Origin of the sequence: Blautia sp. TM10-2, from assembly GCF_003480845.1 — a bacterium.
Lineage (GTDB): Bacteria > Bacillota > Clostridia > Lachnospirales > Lachnospiraceae > Fusicatenibacter > Fusicatenibacter saccharivorans.
This window is the reverse complement of record NZ_QUJZ01000007.1, coordinates 47,419-68,676: the sequence shown is the minus strand read 5'-3', so window position 1 is coordinate 68,676 and position 21,258 is coordinate 47,419. Positions and strand designations below refer to the sequence as shown.

The following is a 21,258-nucleotide window of genomic DNA, read 5'->3' as shown; positions in this document are numbered from 1 at the left end:
TTATTTTCGTCCTTACTGTTTTTGTTTGATGGATCAGTCGGCTTTCAACTGCTCTCTCCAGTCCAGATCTCCTCTTGCAAGTCCCAAAATCAGAGACTCCGCGGTTCCGATATTTGTTGCAATCGGGATATTGTACTGGTCGCAGGTACGGATAATTTTGTAGACATCCGGCTCTTTCGGATTGATCATCGTCGGATTGTAAAAGAAAATTACCATATCCATATCGCCGCGTTCAATCATCTCGGTAAACTGTTTGTCTCCGCCTACGCTTCCAGGCAGAAACTTGTGTACATGAAGGTTCGTCACCTCTTCAATCCGCCGTCCGGTGGTTCCGGTGGCGTACACCTCATGTTTCATGAGGATTCCCTTGTATGCAATACAGAAATCCTCGATCAGACTCTTCTTGCTGTTGTGTGCTATGATTCCAATATTCATTACTGCAAACCGCCCCTTCTCCTGTTTTTACTACCATGTACAGCAATTATAACAAATTTATTTTCAATACGCAATTCTTTTTGTGAATTTTTTACACAGTTTTTATATTTTTTTCTGACGTTCCATTTTTCCTTCTTCTTTTACTTTCTCCGCTTTTCCGGAAAAAATACAGAATCTGGAAGTTTATTTTTGTTTTCTTTCCACATACTATGACCGTAGCAGAACAGATGAAAAACACATCCGGATCTGCTTCACAGCAGCTTTTAACAAGCACAAAGATAAAGGAGGGAATGAACATGGCGAATCGTTCATCGAATACCGCAGCAGTACCAGAAGCAAAAGGCGCTCTGGACAAATTCAAATTTGAGGTGGCAAGCGAACTCGGCGTGCCGCTCAGTGATGGCTACAACGGTAACCTGACTTCCAAACAGAATGGTTCTGTCGGAGGTTATATGGTCAAAAAGATGATTGAGCAGCAGGAACGCCAGATGTCCGGCGGTTCTTCTGGCCAGTACTAATCATCCCGGTATAACATCCTGATGCCGGAACAGGCATCAAAAAGCGTGAGCTCTTTTCTTTTCGGAAAAGCTCACGCTTTTTTCTTGCTCCTGCAGAGCTGGTACATAATACTTACAGATCAATGCTTCCGGTTACATCATCATTGATTACGTAGTAAGCAGTAAATTCCTCCGGTTTTACATAAACCTTCAGGCTCTTTAATTCCTCTGCTTTCTTGCCATATCCTTCGATCCAGATCTGCTGGATTCTCTCGTACAGATCTTTCTCCTTGATTTCTCTTCCGCCGAACTGCAGAATCATCTCCTGCTCCGCTTCTTTCTTTGCTGCTTTTGCAGGTGCTTTTTTCTCTGCCGGCTTTTTCGCTGCTGCTGGTTTTTTCGGTGCAGCCGCTTTCTTTGTCGTTGTTTTCTTTGCTGTTGTGCGGGTTGTTTTTGCAGCTTTTGCTGCCGGTTTTTCTTCTGCTTTTGCAGGTGCTTCCTCTGCTACTGCAGTTTCCTTTACAACTTCTTTTGCAACTTCTTTTACAGCTTCTTTCTCTGCTGCGGTTGTTTTTTCTGCTGCTTTGGTCTCTACTTTTACTGTCTCGTTCTCTGCTGTCTTAGCCTGGGCAGCTGGTTTTTTCTTTACCATATCTGTTTCCTCCCATTTGGACCGGCCCTGTATATTTTGGAAGAGCCATCCTGCGAACTATTATTCAGGCGAACGCTTGACACTCACGGTCCGCACATTTTTTGATTCCTTGTTTATGATACATGAATTTTTTTGGCATTTCAAGTAATATCTGATTTCGCACGAATTTTCCACGAAATTGTACAGTCATTTTCCATACTATCCAATCAGGCTGTTACTTTTATCCGATTTTGCATTTTAAAGCCGGATTTTTTTTGTAATTTTTCACAATCCAATGTCGTGGTTTTCCAGATCAAGATACGATTTCATTACCTTTTTCAGCAGTTCATGCTCCGGTTTTTCAAAATAAGGATCGTCGGCAAGCAGTTCTGAAGCCGCCTCACTCGCTTTCTGCAGGATATCGGCATCCCGGAAAATATCTGCCATCTGGAATTCCATATCCCCGCTCTGGCGCGTTCCCAGCAGATCGCCGCTGCCGCGCAGTTTCAAATCTTCCGAAGCAATATAAAACCCGTCGTTCGAATGGTTCAGGATTTCCAGACGTTTGGCGGTCTCCTGATCTTTGTTTCCGCGGATGAAAATACAGTAGGACTGATGCTCTCCTCTTCCAACACGTCCGCGGAGCTGATGGAGCTGTGCAAGGCCGAACCGTTCGGCATTTTCCACCATCATCACCGTCGCATTCGGCACGTTGACACCGACCTCCACGACTGTCGTCGAGACGAGTACCTGGATTTCTCCGCTGGCGAACCGCTCCATGATCTCGTTTTTCTGCGCCGCCTTCATCTGTCCGTGCAGCATCTCTACTGTGATGCCCGGCAGCTCTTTTTTCAGGAGCTGTGTATAGTCGGTGACGTTTTCCGCTTCCAGACCCTCGCTCTCCTCCACCATCGGGCAGATCACATACGCCTGACGGCCCAGTTCGACCTGACGCGTGATAAAGCGGTAAGCTTTTGGACGGTAAGACGTATCCACCACACAGTTTTTGATCGGCAGACGCTTCGCCGGAAGTTCATCAATCACAGAAATCGAAAGATCTCCGTACAGAATGATAGCCAGGGTTCTTGGAATCGGCGTTGCACTCATAACGAGAACATTCGGCGGTTCCCCTTTTTCAGCAAGTGCCGTTCTCTGCCGGACACCGAAGCGGTGCTGTTCGTCTGTGATGACAAGCGCCAGATTTTTGTACTGTACCTTTTCCTGAATCAGTGCATGTGTGCCGATCACCATTTTGCAGCTTCCGTCTTCCAGACTGGCATAGATTTCCCGGCGTTCTTTTGCTTTCGTGGATCCAGTCAGAAGGCGGGGATTGTATCCCGTCAGATTGTTTTCTTTCAACAGAGTGCAGAGCGATTCATAATGCTGCCGCGCCAGAACCTCCGTCGGAACCATCAGCGCCGATTGGTAGCCGTTCTCAGCTGTCATAATCATTGCAAGGAATGCCAGAATCGTCTTTCCGCTTCCGACATCTCCCTGTACCAGCCGCGCCATGCGGGTATGGCCTTTTAAGTCCCGCTCCAGTTCGCCCCACACGCGCATCTGTGCATTCGTGAGACGGTACGGCATATTTTCGATGACTTCCTCCGTCTTCCAGACGGCGCGGATCGGGAACACATTGGTAATTCCCTCCGTCTGCTCTTTTAACTGCCGCAGGGACAGGATGAAGAGAAAAAACTCTTCGAACACAATTCTGCGCCGCGCCGTTTCCAGATGCTCCTGGTCTTTTGGAAAATGAACCTCATGGAGGGCATAATTGATTTCACAGAGTTCATACCGGGCACGGATTTTTTCCGGCAGATAGTCCTGCGCAGGTGCGCATCGTTCCAGCACCTGTGCAACGGCCTTGCTCACCATCTTGTTCGTGAGACCGGCTGTCAGCCCATAAACCGGCTGAAGACTTGCCAGAAGCTCATGGTATGCGGCAGGAGTGAAGATTTCCGGCTGCTCCATCACGAGACGGCCTGATTTTTCCTGTATCTTTCCGCGGAAGATAAAAACACTGCCTTTCTTCAGCGTGCTCCGCAGAAACGGCATATTAAACCAGGTAAGCTGCAGCCGCACCGGCTCCTCGTAGAGTTCCAGGACAACGACGCTCTTTCTCTGGTTTCCTTTTACCGACGGACTGTGGACAATTCTTCCGTATACCGCATTCTTTTCCTCTTGTCTGCATTCGCGAAGGGGAACCGGCTCTGCATAGCAGTCATAATCTCTTGGATAATAATGCAGAAGCTGCTGCAAATTGTAGATTCCTACTTTTGCAAACAGCTTCTCCGTTTTTTCACCGATCCCCTTCAGTGTTGTCAGGGGTTCCGTATTCATATTTTTCTTTCCTTACTCTTATTCAACCGAAACGACACAGTAGTAAATCGGCTGTCCGCCATAGTTTACTTCCACATCGCAGTCCGGATATGCCTGCTCGATTTTTTCGCCAAGGCTTTCGGCATCTTCCTCACTCATATCTTCACCGTAGTAGATGCTGATCAGCTCGCTGTCCTCATCGACCATGGCGCGGATGGTTTCTTCTGCAACGGTAAGAATATCCTGTCCGACAGCGAGAAGTCCATGATCGCCAAGTCCCATGATGTCGCCCTGATGGATCTCTTTCTCATCGATGTGGGTATCACGTACTGCGTACGTTACCTGACCGGTTTTTACCATCTGGATGCCCTCTGTCATGGCCTCCTCGTTCTCTTCTGCAGATTTCTCCGGCACATAGCTGATCATGGCTGTGATGCCCTGCGGAACGGTTTTGGTCGGAACAACGATGATATTTTTGTCCTCAGTCATGGCTTTTGCCTGATTTGCTGCGAGGATGATATTTTTGTTGTTCGGCAGAATAAAGATATTCTTTGCATTGACCTTCTCAATTGCAGTCAGCATATCCTCGGTGCTCGGGTTCATGGTCTGACCGCCCTCGATCAGGTAATCAACACCGAGTCCCTGGAAGATCTCTTTGATTCCCTCTCCGATGGACACGGCGATGAATCCGTTCTCCTTCGGCGGCTGTTTTGCTGCTTCTTTTCTCTTCTTATCTTCCTCTGCCTGCTGTGCTGCGATCTTTTCTGCGTTCTTGATCAGGCGCTCCTGATGCTCCTCACGCATGTTGTCGATCTTCATTCTGGTCAGCTGTCCGTACGTCAGCGCCTTGGAAATTGCTTTTCCAGGATCGTTGGTATGTACGTGTACCTTAACCAGCTCGTCGTCTGCAACGAGAACGATCGAATCTCCGATTCCATTCAGGAAATCTTTGAATGCATAAACCTCTTCATCCGGAAGCGGGTTTTCCAGCATAATGATAAACTCGGTGCAGTAGCCGAATTTGATTTCTTTTTCTGTCTCTTTGGACGGTCTGACAAATTCTGTCTTTGCTTCCGGCATCTCGAAATTCAGATCAATCTCTTTCCCGAGGAACGCGTCATATGCGCCCTGCAGTACGGTTAAGAGACCCTGTCCGCCGGAATCCACAACGCCTGCCTCTTTTAATACCGGAAGCATCTCTGGTGTCTGGGAGAGCACGTACTCTGCATGCGCGAGAACGTCCTCGATGAATGCGTTCAGATCTTCGCTTTCCGGTGCAAGCTCTGCTGCTTTCTCTGCTGCTCCCTTTGCCACGGTCAGGATGGTACCTTCTTTTGGCTTCATAACGGCTTTGTATGCAGTCTCGACTGCTTTTTCCATTGCCTCTGCAAGAATCTCTGCATTCAGCTCTTGATAGTCGCGGATCTTCTTGGTAAAGCCACGAAGGAGCTGGGAAAGAATAACGCCAGAGTTACCTCTGGCACCGCGCAGAGAACCGGAAGAGATTGCCTTGGAAAGGTTGTACATGTTCACTTCTGTGAGCGAGTTTACTTCCTTGACTGCGGACATGATCGTCAGCGTCATGTTGGTACCTGTGTCGCCGTCCGGTACCGGGAACACGTTCAGCTCATTGATCCACTCTTTCTTTACTTCCAGATTTTTTGCACCAGCCAGAAACATTTTTGCCAGTAAGCCGGCATCAATTGTATTTGTAGCCACTTTCTTCATTTCCTCCTATTACCATCAGTCGATGACGCGAACGCCTTCAACCAGGATGTTGATTTTTTCAATTTCCATTCCGGTGAACTCTTCCACCTTGTATTTCACATTATTGATCAGGTTATCTGTTACGGCAGAAATACTGACTCCGTAAGAAACAATCACGTGGAAATCCAGGGAAATTTTATTTTCCGAAATCGATACATTGATTCCGTGTGTCAGACTCTCTTTTTTCAGAAGTTTGACCAGTCCATCTTTCATGTTTACCGCTGCCATTCCGACAATGCCGAAGCACTCCACAGCAACGCTGCCCGCATACAGGGCGATTACATCCGGATTGATTACGATTTCTCCCAAGCCTGTATTCATACGACCTTTCATGCCTTGTATCCTCCAATTCCATCATACTATTCAAAACACATGGAGACAGGAATAACTGACTCCACTCTACGATACATTATAACCGCTTTTCCGCAAAAAAGAAAGTTTAAAATGAAAAACCTTCAAAATTCATATAATTTTTTCATTTTTTACTTGCAAAACCGGTATAGATCTGTTAGAATGACTTATGTTGTGAGTCTAAAATGCGTTTTGACTCAAGTACGTATGTCAAGGAGGTGCAATCATGGCAAAGTGTGCAATTTGTGAGAAGGGTGCTCATTTCGGAAACAACGTAAGTCATTCACATAGAAGAAGCAATAAAATGTGGAAATCTAACGTAAAATCTGTCAAAGTTAAAGTTGACGGTGTACCGCAGAAAATGTACGTATGTACTTCCTGCTTAAGATCCGGAAAAGTAGAGCGTGCATAAGTTGAATGGTTAAAAGGCCTTTCCAGTCCGGGAAGGCTTTTTTGCTGTTTAAAAATAGAATTAAGATTTTAAAAAAAGTTCTGGGAAGAGCAAACAGGACATAAGTTTTCGCTTATGCCCTGTTGTGCTCTATTTTTTATATTTTAAAAGGGAGAAAAAAATAGCGTGGTCTCTTAAGCTGAACCTGCCAACGATCCATATGCTTAGCAAAAGAAAAAGAGCATCCTACCGAAACTTTCATTCTGGTAAGACGCCCTCGTCTTGATCTATGATATTAGTATAGTTGGCTGATTCATTTAAGATGGACTTATTATAGCGCAGCTTTCTTCATTTTGCAAGTATTTCTCTGTACAAATCAGCCAGTTCATTTCCGATCTTTTTGTGCATCTTTCACTATTCCCCTGTATTGCAGAACAGATGATATCCCACGCACAGCAGCAGAGCGGCCGCAAGAACCGTAAGAAATGAGCTGCGGATCATCAGGCTGATGAGAAGCCCGACCCCCATCCAAAACAGCAGAAAACCTAAAATTCTGCACAAACGAGCTTACTCCTTATCCGCCTCTTGGTTTATTATATGCTCTACTTTCTCTGCGGTATACCCGTCCTCTTCCTTTTTGCCGGTAAAGCGGCTGATCAGATCCGGAGCCATGTCAATGATTTTGGTCACAGCATCCTGGTTTTTGATGTTGACCAGACGCGTTCCGTTTTTGCTGATGACAAGAACGGCGCTCGGAGAAATTTTTCCGCCCATACCGCCTCCTGCATTGTTCTTTGCATTTTCTGCGAATGCACCCGCTCCCACGCCGAAGGAAACGTCTACCAGCGGCAGAAGAATCGTATCCTCAATGTGGATCGCCTCACCTACGACCGTCTTTGTTGTGATAAAACTGTCCATTCCGCGGAACAGTGCTTCTACGGTATTCTGAAATGTGTTGTCCTTTTCTGCCATCTTTTAGGCCTCCTTGTGTTTGAAATGTCGTATGGTTTTCCGAAGATTCTGATCCCGGAATAATCGAAGTGCAATGCCGGCTGCTGTCACAGCCTGAAAACTTCCTTTCATCCGGACATCGCCCTGGAGAATTTCCTGTTCGAAATCCGGCTGGATGGAAAGGTCTTTCGGCAGTTTTCCATAAATCATACCCAGAATGCCGAGTGTCTCTCCGGTCAGTGCCGGATCGTTAAATCCGAACCGGACTGTGCCGGTTACTTTTTTCGGTGCTGCTTTCTTCAGGAAATAAAGCACTTCTTTCTTTGCATGGAGCAGCGCCTCACGGAACATCTTCGAACGGAAGAATTTTTTCACACTCTCCCACTTTCTTTTTAACCGTCTGCCTGCCTGGATTTTCTGCTCCAGTTTTTCAAGCAGACGGAACGGAAGTTCCAACAGCCGGAAAGCTGTCTGCAGCAGACGGCTGGCAAGATTCAGCAGTTTTTCCGGAAGATATTCGATCCTTCCGAAAAACCGTTCCAGAATGCTTTTTTTCGGCGCATCCGGTTCCTGCTCTTGCTCTGGCTGCTCCTTCTGTGCTGTCACCTTCTGCTGCTTTTCTTTCTGGTCCGGTGCTTTCTGCTCTGCTGTTTTTTCTGCTTCCGGCGCATTTTCTGTCTCATTTTCCTCCGTCCGGGGCACGGACGCTTCTCCCCGGCGGATCTTTTTCAGCCGCCGTTTCCATGTTTCCAGTGATGCCCCGAAAAGCAGAATCTGCGCCTCCGGCTTCTGTTCCTCATACGAGGCCGTCAGCGCGACAGCTCCGAAAAGCCACGATACTCTTCCGCTCGCTTTTACGCAGGCAAATCCCTCTTCTTCTTTCAGAACCTGCGCCCGGTAGCAAAAAGGAAGAAACAGGACGGTGCAGACGATAAGAAGCACGAGAAACAGTAAAACAAGGAGTAAAATCCCCAGTGCCTTCAAAATCATGAATAGTATATGTATCATTCACATCCCTCAATCCGGTTCAGCAGCCATTCCCGGATTTTTACTTCTCCGGTTTCCCGATAAGTTTCCAATGCGATCGCCTCCACAAGCTCAAAAGCTTCCTCGCGCGACACGGCAAGTCCGACAATCATCGGACAGTTTCTCCGCACGGCCGGCTGTAAAAGCAGATCCGCCGGAATTACATCCAGATTGTTCTGCTGATTGGAAGGCAGTGTGAGGAGCCAGACTCCCGGAACTGCTTTTTTGTTCTCAATCCGGCGCATCCATTTTTTCTGTTTCTTTTTTGCAGTATCCCCGACGTACAGATTTTTATACCAGTTTACCATATTTTCCCTGAGCCTGTGGCTGAACCTTCCATAAATTTGCTCTCTTCAGTTCCAGATACTCCTGATAGGCCTTTTCCAGAATCTGCCGTTCATTGGAAAACTTCAGCAGATGATATGCTTCGTGATACTTGTAATAGCCCGAATCCACAAAGTATTCTTCTCTCTGTGGACGGCTGTAGTAGCCGGATGAGACCATCAGATACCAGTGCACCTCTTTTTCCACGGTGTCCTCCGGAATGCTGAAGCTGTACTGGCTTTTTCCCACGTACTTGATGATGGTGCCGTGTACGCCGGACTCCTCATATACCTCGCGGACAGCAGTCTGTTCATGGGTTTCTCCCGGCTCAACGGTTCCTTTCGGCAGAACCCAGCCTTCATATTTGTTGCGGTAGCTTTTGTAAAGCGTCAATATTTTTCCACGGTAGATTACGATACCTCCGCAGCTTACTGCTTCGATCATACGTTTTAAGCTCCTTCTGGCTTTTTCCATTCCCTGACAGCTCTTTTCTTCCCGCTTGCCGCCAGATCTTCTGTTAAAAAGTATACCTCTTTTCCCGCCCCCGCGCAACCTTAAAACCGCATCCTTTTTCTAACATTTTTCTAAAAATTCAGAAAACGCGCTCGAACCCATCCTTTCCGGTTCGAACGCGTTTTTTTCATCGTTTACTGCTGTGCATAATATGCTTCAATTACCTGTCTTGCAATCGGTACAGCGACTTCACTCGAATATCCGCCGTTTTCTGCCACAACAGCAATGACAATATCAGGATCATCCGCATTGGAGAATCCGACAAACCAGGAATGCGGTGTCTCTCCGTCGCTTCCGTGTTCTGCGGTTCCTGTTTTACCGGCGATATTGTACGGCAGATCCGAAAGTGAAACTGCAGTTCCGCTCTGGACAACGCCTTTCATCAGCTCTGTCAGCGTATTGGCTTCGCTCTCGGACATTACCGTGCCAAGAGACTCTTTGTAAAAGGTTTTGACTGCCTGTCCGTCCGCAGACACAATGTTGTCCACATAACGCGGTTTGATCATTTCTCCGTCATTTGCAACCGCGGAGGCGATCAGTGCCATCTCCATCGGTGTTACCAGCGTATCGCCCTGGCCAATGGAGGTCTGCATCACAAGAGCATCCGCCGTTGTCGAATCAAGGTCGAAAGAACTTTTGCTGGTCGGAAGCTCCAGATCCAGACGGCTGTTCAGATACAGGGAATCCGCCAGCGAGCGGAAGGCATCTTTATCCAGCCCAAGGCCAATCTGTGCAAAGGCAGAGTTGCACGAATGTGCAAACGCACCTGCAAAATCTTCCGGTCCATGCACTTCACCGCCGGAGCAGTGAATCGTATAGTTTCCTGCTGTCAGCTCACCGTCACAGTCGAACGAAAAACCGTCCAGTGTGCCGTTCTGACGGAGATACGCAAGCGAAGTAACAATCTTGAACGTAGATCCCGGCGGATATCTTCCCTGCAGACCGCGGTTCAGAAACACGCCGCTCTCATCGTCTGCGTTCAGTGCCTCCCAGTCCTCATCAATCGTATTAGGATTAAAAACCGGATTGCTCACATTGGCAAGTACACGGCCCGTTTTTGCCTCCAGCACGACAACTGCACCGCGGTATCCGTCCAGTGCATCGGCCGCGGCCTGCTGGAGTGTTGTATTCAGCGTTGTATAGAGACTGTCTCCCGGGTTCTTCGCATCGCTGAATTCATTCTTTACCTGCTTTAACTTACTTGTATGGGACTCCATCAGCATATAGTTGTAGGAAGATTCGAGGCCGCTGTTTCCTTTTCCCGTGTAGCCAACCACCTGCGCAAACAGGCTGCCGAACGGATACGTTCTTACCTCATCCCCGTTTTCATCTGTCGTCGTCTTTGCCAGTTCCTGGCCGTCCGCAGAATAGATTGTTCCGCGGATCACGCGCTCTGCATAGTTATTCTGTCTCGTATTGTAAGAACTATTCAGAAATTCTTCTTTCCGCACGACATTAAAGTAAACGAGATACGCGATCAGCCCAAGAAACATGGCCACGAACAGGAACGAAACGATCAGATACGGCCCTGCGCCGTTGTTTGCCGCCTTACCAGTGGAGGCTGTTCTCGGTCTGCTCTTCGATCCGCCGTTCGAATTCATCCGGCTGCTCGCGGTACTTCTGGCGGGTTCCCTGTCCGTCGTTCCGGCTGCCGCTCTTCTTTCGTCTTTCGGTCTCTTCGTCCGGGCGTCGTTTTTTCTTGGCGCCTGGGTCGTTTTTCTGCTGGTTTCGTTTCTTCTTGTTTTGTCTTTTCTCAAGCTCCTCACCTTCGTCTTCCCTTAAGATGTACAATCCCTGAATGATCGACAGCATCAGCACCGTGGAGAACATAGAGCTTCCTCCATAGCTGACCAGCGGCAGCGTGATACCTGTCATAGGAATAAATTTAATGGTTCCTCCGATGGTGAGGAACACCTGTGTCGCATATTCCGTTCCAAGACCCATGGCAATCAGTTTGTAGAACCGTTTGCTCATCTTCATGGAAATATTGATAATCAGAAGGAATGTGGACATGCACAGCAGAATCAGGCAGATTCCGAAGATAATGCCCATCTCCTCACAGATCGCACAGAAAATAAAGTCTTTCGTTGCAACCGGGATAATGTCAGGCCGTCCCTCGAAAAGGCCGGTTCCGAACCATCCGCCGGAGCACATGCCGAAGAGGCCCTGTGCTAACTGGCTGCTGATATCCCAGTTTCCGATCGGATCCTGCCAGAGTGCCACACGGTTCCGTACATGGGAAAACAGGAAATATGCCACAACGCAGGCGGCACTCATTCCCGCAAGTCCCAAAAGCGGATATCTGGCTTTTCTCGTTGCCACATAGATTACAACCACGTACGCCATAAAGAAGACGAACGCAGTTCCAAGGTCGGTGGATGCAACAAGGATCAGCACATGAACTGCCGCAATGACCGTTGCTTTCACAACGTTTCCAAAGGAATTATCCTCGCGCAGCATGCCTGCCATAAAGAACACGAGTGTGATCTTGGCAATCTCGGAGAGCTGGAACGTAATGCCGTGGATTTCGATCGACAGCTTCGCACCACCGGAAGTAAAGCCAAGCACCATAACGACGGAAAGCATGGCAATTCCGAGCACAGCGTAAATCCAAGTCAGATTTTTCAGGAACTTGCCCTTTCGGACAATGACCGGAATGATGAAGCAGAGCAGTGTGGATGCCGCCAGAATTTTGTACTGGGACATCGCCTTTGACACGCTCAGTCTCGTCAGAATAATCATGCTGATCGAGAGCAGCATACACATGTTGTTTACCAGGATCATCGATGCCTTCCGGTAAATCAGGCGGTACAGGATCTGTACGCCCAGGATATACGCCATCGTGAGCAGAAACATCTGAATCGTTGATACTTCGCCCTCCTGGAGGAACATCACGAAGAAACAGATGAAATTCATCAGAATGATCATGATGATCTGCCGCATCAGAATGTAATGGCGCTCATCCTCATCCCGCTCTTTGAGTGCAGCAAACGACTGCACGGTAAAACAGATCATGAGGAAGGTAATCACATATTTTGATAACTGAACAATGGTATTTTCCATAAATTCCCCTTATTTTTTCTCACCGTTTACTCTACTTTCCGGCGGAAATGGCCTTTGGTATATTCCTGTTCGGCCGGAACTGCGATTCCTTTACAGTACGTTCCAGCAAACGCAGCGGCGATTTCTTTTGTCTCCTCCAGTGTCTCGATGGTAAAATTCAGCCGCACCGCAGCCGGATGCATGGACCGGATCTCATCGGCTTCTTTTACCAGGCCGAGCGGAAGGCTGTTGTAGATCACACTGTAGCACGAGGTGCAGTAACTCTTCACTGGGAAGTATTTTCCCATCCGGTCTTTTAAGCGTACCAGAGAATAACTGTGATTGCAGCCGTTCAGGTTCTTCTGGACACACTGGGCGGAAACCATCATCGGAAGGTAGCCGTAGACCACCATTTCGCTGTTCGTATTGTCACGTTTTCCGATTTCCCGCTCGTTCAGCTCATACGGAACGGTATCACGCTGCACGCCCTGCTCCTGCCAGAATGCCTGCGCACGGCTGTTGTACGTGTAAACGCTGTAATCGAGCCGGATATCCTTTTCCATTCCCATCTCTTTCAAAAACGAAAAGCTTTCGAGATTACGGATCAGGAAACCGCCAAGACCGATCTCCTTCAGACAGCGGAACGTGTCGCGGTATTCCTTCAGATCGCCTTCACGCACAACGTGCGGCAGCATCAGATAAACCTGTTTTCCCAGTTCTTTCGCCTGCAGGATGCCTTTTTCCGCCTGCTCTTCGAAGATTTCCCGTTTGAAGCATCCCATGCCGGCGTAGATCGTCGTGATCTCCGGAATCTCGAGCAGTGCATTCCACTGGGCTCTCGTCTCGGCAGATGCGGTCAGCTCCATTTTCTTTTCTGCCCTGCTCTCCTGATCCGGTTTTCCAGATGCTTTTGCTTCCTGTTCCGGCTTTTCCGCTGCTTTTCTGCGGTATGGCTCTGTCATCTCTTTCACCAGCTGGTCCGAAACGCCTCTCCGCAGTTCGTTTAACGTCTGCATCGGCACGAAACAGTTGTCATCCATACAGACATCGAGTTCTTTGAAATAGAATGGTGTCTCGCCTGTCTTTTCCAGCTGTGTTTTTACACGTTCCTCGGTCAGCGGCTGCTTCTTTGCCGGTTCTACCATGCCCGCCTCTGCTGTTACGCTGTATTTTCCGCTTTCTGCACTTAAGAACGCCGGCTGGCCCGGATACAGGGTCAGAAAGCCGGAAATCGGCTCTTTTGCCTCAGTCTCGATATAATCTCTCTGGATCTCATAAAAGAGCTGCTCATTTCTGCGCTGTTTCTTTTTATTTTCCTGCTCTTTTTCGTTCTTCAGCGCCATCATATCGCGTCCGTTTCTTACGGTATAATAGCTTTTGTTGAAACCGTCACGGTTATACAGCTCATACAGCTTTTTCATGTCCTCCGGCAGAACGTGGAAACGGGACGGCTTTTTCTCGTACAGATCGAGGTATTTGCGGTAAATGCTGACAACGCCCGCTGTATACTCCGGCTTTTTCATTCTGCCTTCGATTTTGAGGGACATAATCCCGGATTTTACAATCTCCGGCAGCAGTTCTACCGTACACATATCCTTCGGGCTTAACGGATAGCGGTCGCCCGGCTCCCCCATGCGGTGGTTGTCTTTATCGTACGCTTCGTACGGCAGACGGCACGGCTGCGCGCATCTTCCGCGGTTTCCGCTTCTTCCGCCGATCAGGCTGGAAAAAAGGCACTGTCCCGAATAGCAGTAGCAGAGCGCCCCGTGGACGAAGCATTCAATTTCAAGGTTGGTCGTCCGGTGGATTTTCTGGATCTCCGCAAACGAAAGCTCACGGGCCGGTACCACACGCGTTGCGCCAAGGCTCTCCAGGAAACGCGCTCCCGCAGATCCTGTCACTGTCATCTGTGTGCTCGCATGAATGTCGAGATCCGGGAACCAGGAGCGGACCGCCTTTAAAACGCCCATATCCTGGACAATCACGGCATCCATTCCCTGCTCATAGTACGGACGCAGATACGGATACAGTTTCTCTTCCAGTTCCTCCTCTTTTAAGAGGGTGTTGACCGTCAGATACAGTTTCCGGTTCCGCAGATGGACGTAATCGATGGCTGAGAGAATCTCCTGCTCATCCAGATTTTTTGCATACGCTCTTGCGCCGAATGCGGCTCCGCCGAGATAGACGGCATCCGCACCGGCGGAAACCGCTGCTTTTAACGCTTCCATCGAACCGGCTGGTGCTAATAATTCTGTCTTCATCTTTATCTCCTAAAAACGGGCGATTACCTGTTCCGCAATCCCCCGTTTTTCCTTCTTTTACGCTTTTAATAAATCTTCCAGATCCTTATTTGCCTTATCAAGCTGCCGCTGCAGTTCTTCCATCTCGCCGCGCACATGTTCCAGCTCGATTCGTTTCTCTTCCAGCTCTTTTTTCAGATCGCCAGCCTGGATTTCCGCTGCAATCAGATCGTGCTTCATATCGTAGGTTTCCCGGTCTTTGGCTTCCATATCCTCTTCGAGGGTATCTACCTGGCTTTTTGCTTTGAAATAGTCGTCTGCAATGTTCAGTGCAAGCAGTGTGTGCTTCGTATCCACCGACAGGCGGTTGTATCCGGCTGACTGGGAAAGTTCGCTGATCTTCTGATTCAGATAAGCAGCTACTTTCTGCAGATATTCCGGGCTCTCATAGCCTCCCAGTGTGATAATTTTTCCATCTATTAAAACCTGTGTTGTATTTTTTACAGCCATTCTTTTGCTTTTCCTCCACTGAATTTAACCGGACCAAACTCCCGGCTAATATAACCTATCATATACCGAAAATGGAAGAAAAACAACCTTTTTCTGCAAAAAGCGACAGAAAATGAAAGATTCAGGGCTTTTACTCTTCGATCTTACGCGGTGCCTCCAGCCCCAGGTGGTGCCAGGCAAATTCCGTTGCCACTCTTCCGCGCGGAGTGCGGTTGATAAATCCGGATTTGATCAGAAACGGCTCGTAGACATCCTCGATGGTGCCGGCATCTTCTCCAATCGATGCTGCCAGGGTATCGAGTCCCACCGGACCGCCCTGGAACTTTTCCATAATGGTGGTAAGAAGCAGCCGGTCAGTCTGATCCAGTCCGTAACGGTCTACTTCCAGCAGATCGAGAGCAAACGATGCGACCTCTTTTGTGATTCTTCCATCGTATTTCACCTGGGCAAAGTCGCGGACACGCTTTAAAATCCGGTTTGCCAGGCGCGGTGTTCCCCTGGAACGGCGCGCCATCTCAAGCGCTCCCTGTGGATCCACCTCCACATTCAGTACTTTTGAGGAGTGCAGGATAATGTTGGCCAATTCTTCCTCCGTGTAAAATTCCAGATGGTGGATGACACCGAACCGATCGCGGAGCGGAGCAGTCAAAAGACCTGCACGCGTTGTTGCGCCGACCAGCGTAAACTTCGGCAGATCCAGGCGGATCGAGCGCGCCGAAGAGCCTTTTCCGATCATGATATCAATCGCAAAATCCTCCATCGCTGGGTAAAGAACCTCCTCGACCTGGCGGTTCAGGCGGTGGATCTCATCAACAAACAGGACGTCGCCCTCCTGCAGATTGTTAAGGATCGCTGCCATCTCACCCGGTTTTTCGATCGCCGGGCCGCTCGTTACCTTCATATGGGTTCCCATCTCATTTGCAATGATGCCCGCCAGCGTTGTTTTTCCAAGTCCCGGAGGGCCGTAAAACAGCACATGATCGAGAACATCACTTCGCTGTTTTGCTGCTTCAATATATACTTTCAGGTTCTTTTTCGTCTTTTCCTGTCCGATGTAGTCGTCCAGGTGCTGGGGACGGAGCGAACCTTCGATTTTCACGTCCTCCTCGAGAACGTCAGTTGTGATAATTCTTCTTTCCATCGTTATAAGGTTTCCTTCTTCCACAATTTAGGACCATCTGCTAAAACATATGCTTCAATGCCGCTTTCAGCACAGCCTCGCTGTCCATGCCTTCGGTGATTTCGACTTTCTTTACTGCCTGCAGTGCTTCCGTTCCGGAGTAGCCAAGCGCAGTCAGCGCCTGTACCGCATCCTGGAAGGCATCCGGTTCGCCTGCCTGCCGTACCGCCGCAGCCGCCTGATTTCCTGCCAGCTTCTGCTCGAACGCTTCCTGCAGGTCGAATTTGTCTTTTAATTCCAGAATCAGCTTCTGCGCGGTCTTCTTTCCGATGCCCGGTGTTTTGGCAATTGCCTGGACATCTTCCGAGAGGACGGCAAAGCGCAGATTGTCTGCAGTAAGCGTGGACAGCACCGCAAGCGCCGCTTTTGGTCCGATGCCGCTTACGCCGATCAGCATACGGTATATTTCAAGATCTTCACGGGACAGAAAGCCGAATAGGGAAATTCCGTCTTCCCGCACACTCATATGGGTATATATCTTTAACTCTTCTCCCTCCCGGATGCCTGCGTCGAACATACTCGCTGGAATATTCAGCTCATAGCCGATTCCATGGCTTTCGAGAATCATTTTTCCTTCCGAAAGAGAATCTACAGTTCCTTTGATAAATGCAATCATGTTTTTCCTCCAAAGCGCCGTTTTCTTTCTTTGAAAGCGAACGCACATTCTATTATAGCAGAACTTTTCTCATCACGCAACGATTAGTCGCTGTCTTTCTTGCATGTCAGATTTTTTCGTCTTATAATATCTTTGGATTCAAAAAAGTTTTTCAAAGGAGACAAAAAACCTTATGCAGATCATAGATTCTACCCCCGCTGCTCTCTCTGCCGATCTTCAGATGTATCTGAGAAACGGCGATGTCTTTTTCGATATTGAGACGACCGGCCTTTCCTGGCGTACCTCGCATCTCTATCTGATTGGTGCGCTGTTCTTTGACCCGGCCGCGGATACTTTCACACTGCGCCAGTGGTTTCTTGATCGACCGACCGAAGAAAAAGAAATGCTTGTCTCTTTTTTCACGTTTCTTTCCGACGTGAAGCGGCTGGTGCATTTTAATGGAACGACATTTGATCTTCCTTACCTCACACACAAAGCACTGTTTTATCAGATGGAAGATCCGCTTTCGTCAGTCGCATCCCTGGATCTTTATCAGGCACTCCGCCCGTTTCAGTCAATCCTGGGACTTTCTTCAATGAAACAGAAAAATATGGAACAGTATCTCTCATTCCCACGGAAGGATCAGCTTAACGGAAAACAGTTGATTTCTGTTTACCACGACTATCTTCAGACACTGGATGAAAAGAAACTGGAACTGCTTTTCCTTCACAATTATGAGGATGTCCTCGGCATGGGTTCTGTTCTGGAACTGCTCTCGCTTCCTGCCCTGTTTCACGGCGATTTTTCTGTCCAGTCGTGTCGTTTTACCGGACAGACACTGGAAGTTTCACTGCAGCCCGAGCGGGAAGTTCCGGTTTTCCTCTCCCGTGTCTGCGCGGATGGTTCTCTTACAGCCTTTGGTTCACGGGTTTCTCTCTCCCTGCAGACGCATACGGCGGAGCTGAAATATTTCTTCCCGGACTATAAGAATTACTATTATCTTCCGCTGGAGGATCAGGCTGTTCACAAGAGCATTGGCGCGTTTGTCGATCCGGAACACCGTCAGAAAGCAAAGGCTGCCAACTGCTATCAGCGGCGGACCGGTACATTTCTTCCGCAGCAGAAAGAGTTTTTCACCCCGGCCTTCCGCGAGGATTTCAAAAGCCGCCCTTACTATTTTGAGTGGTCCGATGCCTTTCTTTCGCAGGAAAATCTCCTGAAAGAGTATCTCTGTTCCGAGCTTCAGCTCTTTTTCAAAGACGATAGCAAAACCAGAAAATAAAACAGCCGTACACGTTTTTGCATGCACGGCCGTTTTTCCGGGACTGTCCTTTCCAAGCAGTCCTTTATTTTTTCTCTTCTTTCTCTTCTACCTTTTTTTCTTCCTTTTTCAGAGAAGCATGATGCGTTCCCTGCAGATGCGGATAGGCGCGCAGATAACGTTTCGTTGTCAGGCGCATCAGCCAGTTGGTCGGAAGCTGCGGTTTTGTCATCTGGTCAAAGCGCTCCAGCAGCTCTTTAAGATCCGGCATCTTATCACTGCGCACATCAAATCCAAGTGCCGCAAACCGTTCTTTCTGCTCTGCTCCGAACTCGGTCAGGCGTTCCTTCTGCTCTGCTCCGAACTCCATCAGGCGGTTCTTCGACTCGAAAAGCGGATTTCTTCTTCCCTCGGCTTCTTTCCGCTCCTTCTCCAGCTTCTGCATCTGCTCCATTGCCTCAGACAGTGTCTGGCGCTTCTCGGCCAGATATTCTTTCATCTTATCTCTGGAATACTCTGCACGATACTGCTGTACTTTCGCATTCATCTCCTCGGCAAGCTGGTTAAAGCGGGATTTCTGCAGATATTTCAGAAATTCTCCCCACGTTTTCTCCAGACTGCGCATCTTCTGTCCCAGCTGGAATGCTGCGGCTGCGGAAAATCCAAAATCTACCAGATAGCAGACGGTAACAACGGAAACAATGATCTCTCCTGTAGTATCCGAAACAAGATTCACTACTTTCACGGCAATCGGCTGCAGAATATAGAACAGCCCCAGTGTAAAGAATCCCCAGGCAATCGAACTGCTGAGGCAGATCTTTCCCTGAAAATTAAACTTCTGATTGCTGTAATCCCACCAGTGCGCATGAAAAATGGTCTCCATCAGCACGCCGGTTACATATTCCAGAACCGTCGCTACAATGACACCTCCGAAATACAGTGCCCAGACGTTCGCTTCAAACGGGCGCAGGATCAAGTATACCATAACAGCGCCGGTGCCGTACAGTGTCAGCAGCGGACCATTGACAAAACCGCGGTTGACCAGTTTTTTCTGCCGGATCGATACATAGGAACTCTCCCAGATCCATCCGCAGAAGCTGTACAGCCAGAACCATGCTAGAACGTGGTACAGATCCACACCCAGAATCTTCGTCTCCCACATAAACTTTCATCCCCTTTTTCTTTTCTGGTGCCAAAAACAGGATGATAAGAAAATACCGCAGGCAACAGGTTTCCTGTCTGTTCAGGAAACCCGGTTGTCTACGGCATTCTAATCATCCAACTGCAGCACCTGCAAGTTAAATTATTCTTACTCTTCTACTGGCTCTTCGTTTTCCAGAGCTTTCATGCTCAGAGAGATTTTTTTGTCTTCCTCGTTGAAATCAACTACTTTTGCAGTGATTTCCTGTCCGATTTTCAGTGCATCAGACGGTTTCTCAACATGCTCTCTGGAGATCTGGGAAACATGAAGCAGAGCATCTACGCCCGGCTCAAGCTCAACGAATGCACCAAAGTCAGTCATACGGGCAACACAGCCTTCTACTACGTTGCCTACAGCGTATTTGTCAGCAGCGTTCAGCCACGGATTCTCTTCCGGGAATTTTAAGGAAAGAGCAATCTTGTCGCCGTTGATGTCTTTGATCAGAACTTTTACAGTCTCACCAACTTTGAATACTTTTTTCGGGTTCTCTACGCGGCCCCAGGACATCTCAGAGATGTGAAGCAGTCCGTCAGCTCCGCCCAGATCGATGAATGCGCCGAAATCGGTAACATTCTTAACAGTTCCCTCTACAACATCGCCAACTGCGATGCGTGCGAACAGTTCTTCCTGCAGTTTCTTCTTCTCAGCAACGATGAGCTGTTTGCGGTCACCGATGATGCGTCTTCTTCTCGGGTTGAACTCGGTAATAACGAATTCAATTTCCTGATCTGCATATTTAGACAGATCTTTTTCATATACATCAGATACAAGGCTGGCCGGAATGAATACTCTGGTCTCCTCAACAACTACGGATAATCCTCCGTTCAGTACCTGTGTTACTTTTGCTTTCAGAACTTCATGATTCTCGAATGCTTCCTCGAGTCTCTTGTTGCCTTTTTCAGCAGCAAGTCTCTTGTAAGTAAGAAGGACCTGTCCCTCTCCATCATTTACTTTCAGAACTTTGACTTCCATTTTGTCACCTGGCTGTGCAACGGTGTGAAGATCGATGGAAGAATCGTTGGAATATTCGTTTTTGGTAAGAATACCATCGGCTTTGTATCCGATATTCAGGATAATCTGATCGTCTTTGACATCGATTACAGTACCCTCAACGACTTCTCCGTTTCTGATTGTTTTAAATGATTCATCCAGCATTTGTTCAAAACTCATTTCTGACATTTTTTGAACCTCCTCAATTATTTTATTCGGGGTGGATGCCCCAGCTGTAATACCTACGCGACCAAATGATTGAAAAGGCTTAGATTCCAAATCAACGAGTGTCTCTATAAAGTAAGTATTTTTACATTCTTCTTTACATATCTCATACAGCTTTTGCGTGTTTGAACTATGTCTGCCTCCCACGACAAACATGGCATCAACCTTCCTGGCAATTGCTCTCGCTTCCGTCTGTCTTTCCTCGGTAGCGTTGCAGATAGTCTTTAAAACAGTACTATCATAACTCTTTTTCAAAAAAATTTCAACTAAATCTTTAAATTTGTTGTAATTAAATGTCGTCTGTGCCACAATAGATATTGGTTTTCCATTTTCGGGCACAAAACTTTCCGCTTCTTCGGCGGTATGCATCACGGTAACCGGGCCGCTCGCCCATCCCATGATGCCCTGTACCTCCGGATGATCCGCGCTTCCGATGATGACGACGTGGCGGCCTTTTCTGCCCTCCTCGTCCACAATCCGGTGGATCTTCTTGACAAACGGGCACGTCGCATCTACAATCTTCATGCCGCGCGCTTCGATCTTTTCACAGACATCCCGCGACACGCCATGCGACCTGATCACAACGGTTCCGCCGGAAAGCCCCTCTAGTTCATCTTCCGAATGGATCACCTGCACGCCGCGGTTTTCGAGATCCTCCACAACCTGTTCGTTGTGAATAATCGGCCCGAAGGTGTAGACCGGCTTTTCACCGCTCTCAATTTCACGGTATACCGTATCGACCGCCCGTTTGACGCCGAAGCAGAAGCCTGCACTTTTTTCAACAGTTACTTCCATCTGTTTTTCTTCTC

Annotated in this window: 21 protein-coding genes; 3 read left to right on the top strand and 18 right to left on the bottom strand. The window is 48.3% G+C overall.

Features of this window, described 5'->3' with window-relative positions:
- Positions 1-33: 33 nt before the first annotated feature.
- Positions 34-435 carry a methylglyoxal synthase gene (locus DXD92_RS08495; RefSeq protein ID WP_022461890.1) on the bottom strand — a complete coding sequence of 134 codons (402 nt, stop codon included), beginning with the start codon at positions 433-435 and terminating at the stop codon, positions 34-36.
- A 296-nt stretch (positions 436-731) separates the two neighbouring features.
- Between DXD92_RS08495 and DXD92_RS08485 the strand changes: the two genes are divergently transcribed.
- The gene (locus DXD92_RS08485; protein WP_022461891.1) at positions 732-953 is read left to right on the top strand and encodes an alpha/beta-type small acid-soluble spore protein; all 222 of its coding nucleotides are present in this window, start codon (positions 732-734) and stop codon (positions 951-953) included.
- A 112-nt stretch (positions 954-1,065) separates the two neighbouring features.
- Here the strand turns inward: DXD92_RS08485 and DXD92_RS18525 are convergent, their stop codons facing one another.
- The 4 genes from DXD92_RS18525 to DXD92_RS08460 form a co-directional block, all read right to left on the bottom strand.
- Positions 1,066-1,584, bottom strand: coding sequence for a DUF6465 family protein (locus DXD92_RS18525; RefSeq protein WP_158565811.1), 519 nt, complete (start codon positions 1,582-1,584; stop codon positions 1,066-1,068).
- 264 nt (positions 1,585-1,848) lie between these two features.
- Entirely contained in the window at positions 1,849-3,903 is a 2,055-nt protein-coding gene (gene recG / locus DXD92_RS08470; protein ID WP_117804075.1) for an ATP-dependent DNA helicase RecG, read from the bottom strand.
- 18 nt (positions 3,904-3,921) lie between these two features.
- Positions 3,922-5,601 (bottom strand): DAK2 domain-containing protein, encoded by a 1,680-nt coding sequence (locus DXD92_RS08465; RefSeq protein ID WP_022461894.1) that lies wholly within the window; start codon positions 5,599-5,601, stop codon positions 3,922-3,924.
- Between the two features lie 24 nt (positions 5,602-5,625).
- Positions 5,626-5,982, bottom strand: coding sequence for an Asp23/Gls24 family envelope stress response protein (locus tag DXD92_RS08460; protein ID WP_022461895.1), 357 nt, complete (start codon positions 5,980-5,982; stop codon positions 5,626-5,628).
- 244 nt (positions 5,983-6,226) lie between these two features.
- Between DXD92_RS08460 and rpmB the strand changes: the two genes are divergently transcribed.
- Positions 6,227-6,412 carry a 50S ribosomal protein L28 gene (gene rpmB / locus DXD92_RS08455; protein WP_022461896.1) on the top strand — a complete coding sequence of 62 codons (186 nt, stop codon included), beginning with the start codon at positions 6,227-6,229 and terminating at the stop codon, positions 6,410-6,412.
- A gap of 393 nt (positions 6,413-6,805) precedes the next feature.
- On the opposite strand, the gene DXD92_RS18715 is transcribed toward rpmB, so the two are convergent.
- The 11 genes from DXD92_RS18715 to ruvA form a co-directional block, all read right to left on the bottom strand.
- Positions 6,806-6,952 carry a hypothetical protein gene (locus DXD92_RS18715; RefSeq protein WP_167622772.1) on the bottom strand — a complete coding sequence of 49 codons (147 nt, stop codon included), beginning with the start codon at positions 6,950-6,952 and terminating at the stop codon, positions 6,806-6,808.
- A 6-nt stretch (positions 6,953-6,958) separates the two neighbouring features.
- Entirely contained in the window at positions 6,959-7,363 is a 405-nt protein-coding gene (locus tag DXD92_RS08450; RefSeq protein ID WP_117760321.1) for a GerW family sporulation protein, read from the bottom strand.
- Between the two features lie 3 nt (positions 7,364-7,366).
- Complete coding sequence (locus tag DXD92_RS08445) at positions 7,367-8,350, bottom strand: DUF2953 domain-containing protein (protein ID WP_117801030.1); 984 nt, start codon at positions 8,348-8,350, stop codon at positions 7,367-7,369.
- A complete protein-coding gene (locus DXD92_RS08440; protein WP_022461899.1) occupies positions 8,347-8,676 on the bottom strand; it encodes a hypothetical protein in 330 nt (109 codons plus the stop codon). Before DXD92_RS08440 ends, DXD92_RS08445 begins: the two co-directional genes overlap by 4 nt.
- Entirely contained in the window at positions 8,660-9,136 is a 477-nt protein-coding gene (locus DXD92_RS08435; RefSeq protein ID WP_117508996.1) for an NUDIX hydrolase, read from the bottom strand. The genes DXD92_RS08440 and DXD92_RS08435 overlap by 17 nt, the downstream gene beginning before the upstream one ends.
- Before the next feature lie 203 nt (positions 9,137-9,339).
- A complete protein-coding gene (locus DXD92_RS08430) occupies positions 9,340-10,698 on the bottom strand; it encodes a peptidoglycan D,D-transpeptidase FtsI family protein (protein ID WP_179964624.1) in 1,359 nt (452 codons plus the stop codon).
- A 55-nt stretch (positions 10,699-10,753) separates the two neighbouring features.
- Entirely contained in the window at positions 10,754-12,268 is a 1,515-nt protein-coding gene (locus DXD92_RS08425) for an FtsW/RodA/SpoVE family cell cycle protein (RefSeq protein WP_117760323.1), read from the bottom strand.
- A 26-nt stretch (positions 12,269-12,294) separates the two neighbouring features.
- A complete protein-coding gene (locus DXD92_RS08420; protein ID WP_118640388.1) occupies positions 12,295-14,508 on the bottom strand; it encodes a U32 family peptidase in 2,214 nt (737 codons plus the stop codon).
- A 57-nt stretch (positions 14,509-14,565) separates the two neighbouring features.
- Positions 14,566-14,997, bottom strand: coding sequence for a cell division protein ZapA (gene zapA / locus DXD92_RS08415; RefSeq protein ID WP_055226374.1), 432 nt, complete (start codon positions 14,995-14,997; stop codon positions 14,566-14,568).
- 130 nt (positions 14,998-15,127) lie between these two features.
- The gene (ruvB, locus tag DXD92_RS08410; protein ID WP_022461905.1) at positions 15,128-16,138 is read right to left on the bottom strand and encodes a Holliday junction branch migration DNA helicase RuvB; all 1,011 of its coding nucleotides are present in this window, start codon (positions 16,136-16,138) and stop codon (positions 15,128-15,130) included.
- Between the two features lie 40 nt (positions 16,139-16,178).
- Positions 16,179-16,793 carry a Holliday junction branch migration protein RuvA gene (ruvA, locus tag DXD92_RS08405; protein ID WP_022461906.1) on the bottom strand — a complete coding sequence of 205 codons (615 nt, stop codon included), beginning with the start codon at positions 16,791-16,793 and terminating at the stop codon, positions 16,179-16,181.
- A gap of 172 nt (positions 16,794-16,965) precedes the next feature.
- Here ruvA and DXD92_RS08400 point away from each other — a divergent pair, with 172 nt between their 5' ends.
- Positions 16,966-18,054, top strand: coding sequence for a ribonuclease H-like domain-containing protein (locus DXD92_RS08400; protein WP_118640387.1), 1,089 nt, complete (start codon positions 16,966-16,968; stop codon positions 18,052-18,054).
- Between the two features lie 64 nt (positions 18,055-18,118).
- Here the strand turns inward: DXD92_RS08400 and DXD92_RS08395 are convergent, their stop codons facing one another.
- Positions 18,119-19,195 (bottom strand): putative ABC transporter permease, encoded by a 1,077-nt coding sequence (locus DXD92_RS08395; protein ID WP_055226378.1) that lies wholly within the window; start codon positions 19,193-19,195, stop codon positions 18,119-18,121.
- A gap of 147 nt (positions 19,196-19,342) precedes the next feature.
- Positions 19,343-21,244 carry a bifunctional 4-hydroxy-3-methylbut-2-enyl diphosphate reductase/30S ribosomal protein S1 gene (locus DXD92_RS08390; protein ID WP_118640386.1) on the bottom strand — a complete coding sequence of 634 codons (1,902 nt, stop codon included), beginning with the start codon at positions 21,242-21,244 and terminating at the stop codon, positions 19,343-19,345.
- Positions 21,245-21,258: the final 14 nt, after the last annotated feature.